This window comes from Microcystis sp. LE18-22.4A (assembly GCF_027531105.1).
GTDB lineage: Bacteria > Cyanobacteriota > Cyanobacteriia > Cyanobacteriales > Microcystaceae > Microcystis > Microcystis aeruginosa.
On the sequence record NZ_JAPZRB010000126.1, the window covers coordinates 1 to 3,177 of the forward strand.

Here is a 3,177-nt window from a genome sequence, read left to right on the forward strand (position 1 = left end):
GTGGTCAACTACCTAATTTTCAGGGAAAAAGTCCAGGAATTTTCCCCCCGATCCCCGCAATGGCTGGCACTTTTTGAGGGGAAAAAAGTCCAAAAGTCTTATCCAACAAGGTTTTTAGATTTATTCAGCAGACCCTATTTATCTAGACTTGTGTGGATATTCCCAGTCTTCACCAATCTCCTCAAGGCTATTGCATAGCTTCGATCGAACGTTCTAAAATCTTATCTTGGAGTTTTTCGTCTTCTTGACGATTTTCAGTTAATAAAACCCGTGCTTTCGCAGTTCCTGCCTCCCCTTCCCCTAAAAGCTCCTCTGTACGAGTTAAGACATTTTCTTCGAGCATTCCTTCTGCTTGTCGTTCTTGGGTTAAATTAAGACGTGCTTTTTCTTCAATATTCATAAATTTATCCTTGCCACAGGTGCGATCAACTTCTACCCTTAGTCTGACACAAATTTAGTATTCCGTATCATTAACTACAGAAAAATTTAGAATCTTACTGGCGAAACTGAGATTTAGGTATTTTTTCTCATTCCTTAAATGGACAGGGATCGATCGACCTAAAGCTATACAATAAAATCTATGGAACAATTCCCCGGCGTAATCAAGCTTGTATATCGGGCGAATAATGATCGATTGCCTAAACCAAGAGATTTCTTGACAGTATCCGATTCTATCGTAATATCCTATTTGCAGAGCTTATGACCAAAGGTAATTTAAACGATCTCATCCGTACAGAAGCTAATAAAGAGGTAGAATCCCAACCCTCTCCTTCTGTCAAACGTCCGAAGGAAACTAACGCCACCCTACAGGCAAAAATTAAGGACTTGACGGCAGAGTTAGAAAAAACCGAGAAAAATGGGCAAACTCTCCAAGAAAAAGTTATTTCTCTGGAAGAAGAACTTAAAGAACATCTGGAACTCTCTGTCAGTTTACAGCAGTTACAACAACAGACCGAGCAGTTAGAATCTGTCCTCTCGGAAAAAACCACTTTGGTGGCAAAATTATCGAGTCAATTAAGCAAGACAGAAACAGAACTGACTGAGAAAAAACAGTTAATTGAAAAATTATATAATCAAATTAAAACCCTAGAAAATAGTCCCACCGCCACCCCTGAACCGTCAGCAATTACCAAACTATTGCCTAAGAAACCCAGTCTTTATAACTTTGAAATGGCCACTTTAGCCCGTTATATTGCCCCCAATCCTACCCCCACAGAGTTAACGGATTCCGATATCGGTTGGTTCGATTAATTATGGTTTGCTAAATAAATCTAAAAACATTGTTCGATAAGACTTTTAGACCTTTTTGAAATCCAAAAGTACCGGCCATTGGAGTGATCGGGGGGAAAATTCCGGGACTTTTTCCCTGAAAATTATACTAAATCCAGTTATTAAAAACTGATTATTTATTCTCCGTTTTGCCTTTTGCATGAGTGCCTCTCCTGATATGTAGCCTATACTCAACGGATTTGGTATTAGGTAATTGACTCCCTGAAAATGGGTAAAACCCTACACCCTACACCCTACACCCCACACCCTGCCCCCAGGAAAAACTTTGTGCCGCAAACCCTAATTATGGCTAGTAAAAATCAAGAACAACAACATCCACAGGAAAGACTCGATCGCCCGATTGTTGATCAGCTGCTGCAATCAGAACCCAATGATTTAAACTTAGCTGAATGCGCTCGTTTACGCATACGTTATCAAAACTTTCCGGGGGCAAGAGAAATCCAAAGAGATTTAGATTTAATCCTAGAAAAATGGCAGTTAGATGAAGCCAGTTTATGGGCAAAAACTCGACCACTGCACAGTCACGGACAAGTGTATCAAATTCGCCAAACCGAGGAGCAACAGGATTGGAGTTAAATTGCAGCAGTTATCTTAATGGTGCGAGAGGAAAAATCAAACCTATAATTTGATTTTATCTAATAATCTCTGAAAAGGATTTTTTGGTTTGCTTGCTGGCGGATCTGCGGGGGGATTAGGATCATCTAGATAACGATAATATTTCCAGATATCCCAGTAGGGACAACCCGGTTCAATGCGAATTCCTGCCCAATGTAAATATTTTAAGGGCTGATTTAATCTCGGATCGATTAAAATATTCCCCTGACGTTGAAAATGAGAACTTCCCCCCCAATTTCCCGCTTGACAACCCGGAGCGCGGACAATATTAAATCGATTGGGAACTCGTTTGAGAATGGTATAATTAATAATCGGTTGATCGGAGGTTTTTTGAGAAAAATCAAAATATTCTGGATGAGCGGCGCATTCTTGAAAAGCACTATATAATTCCTGTTCTGAGAATAGATTCTTTTTACTAGCCCAAAAACCACCGTTAAACATCCCAGTTAGATCATTTTCTGTGAAGATTCCTTGTTCTAAAACAATCGGATTAAAGACATCAGTAATCCCTTTTTTGTGTTGGTAATCACAGCAGAGAAAATCGTAGGTATCGAGGAAATTTAGATTATCTATTATTTTTTCAAAAACTACGATATCCGTATCGATATAAAGAAATTGATCTAGTTCTCCAAACCAACACACCTGCTTGCGAAATTGATTGGGACGAGCAAAGAATTTTTCTCCAAAAATATCATAGATTTTCTGTGCCAATTCTTCCACTAATTGCAGCTCTGGATAGAGAATAACGCCATATTTTTCGGACAATAAATCGGCAATTTTTTGATAATTATTGTCGTAGGGAATCAAGATGACGGGAGAATCGGGATCGTACAAACGAATACTATTCATTAATGCGATCGCCTGCTCGATAACTCGATCATTAGCGGTAATGTAAATTCCTCGCTTCATAAATATCCTGGGGGTAAGAGTTAGAAATAATTATATAGCAGTTATCTTAATGGTGAAGTAGAAAGTTTTCCTTTTGGGGAGTCAGCCATCAGCTTTTTTCTCCCGATATCCCTGTTCACTGATAACTGATCACTGATCACTGATCACTGAATAGCCGATCGGTCTTTCTCTGTCAACTCTTAAGAAGTCGTGGGTTTCATTTTTGAATTAGCGAATAATTAAGGTTTGCTGAATAAATCTAAAAACCTTGTTGGATAAGACTTTTAGACTTGTTTTCCCTCAAAAAGTGCCGACCTTTGGAGTGATTGGGGGGAAAATCCCTGGACTTTTTCCCTGAAAATTAGGTAATTGACCACCTGAAAA

General features: G+C 39.0%; 5 protein-coding genes. 3 read left to right on the forward strand and 2 right to left on the reverse strand.

What is annotated here, in order from left to right:
* Positions 1–198 (forward strand): hypothetical protein (locus O9295_RS05490; RefSeq protein WP_288032243.1); only part of this gene is annotated, 198 nt, incomplete at its 5' end.
* On the opposite strand, the gene O9295_RS05495 is transcribed toward O9295_RS05490, so the two are convergent.
* Positions 188–400 carry a hypothetical protein gene (locus O9295_RS05495; protein WP_041804230.1) on the reverse strand — a complete coding sequence of 71 codons (213 nt, stop codon included), beginning with the start codon at positions 398–400 and terminating at the stop codon, positions 188–190. The genes O9295_RS05490 and O9295_RS05495 overlap by 11 nt on opposite strands.
* 299 nt (positions 401–699) lie before the next feature.
* Between O9295_RS05495 and O9295_RS05500 the strand changes: the two genes are divergently transcribed.
* Together O9295_RS05500 and O9295_RS05505 are read left to right on the forward strand one after the other, a co-directional pair.
* The gene (locus tag O9295_RS05500; RefSeq protein ID WP_287738485.1) at positions 700–1,251 is read left to right on the forward strand and encodes a hypothetical protein; all 552 of its coding nucleotides are present in this window, start codon (positions 700–702) and stop codon (positions 1,249–1,251) included.
* Positions 1,252–1,575: 324 nt separating this feature from the next.
* Positions 1,576–1,866 (forward strand): DUF3288 family protein, encoded by a 291-nt coding sequence (locus O9295_RS05505; RefSeq protein WP_004162669.1) that lies wholly within the window; start codon positions 1,576–1,578, stop codon positions 1,864–1,866.
* 42 nt (positions 1,867–1,908) lie between these two features.
* On the opposite strand, the gene O9295_RS05510 is transcribed toward O9295_RS05505, so the two are convergent.
* Positions 1,909–2,814, reverse strand: a complete 906-nt coding sequence (locus O9295_RS05510; RefSeq protein ID WP_147068978.1) for an Npun_R2821/Npun_R2822 family protein — start codon at positions 2,812–2,814, stop codon at positions 1,909–1,911.
* Positions 2,815–3,177 lie beyond the last annotated feature (363 nt).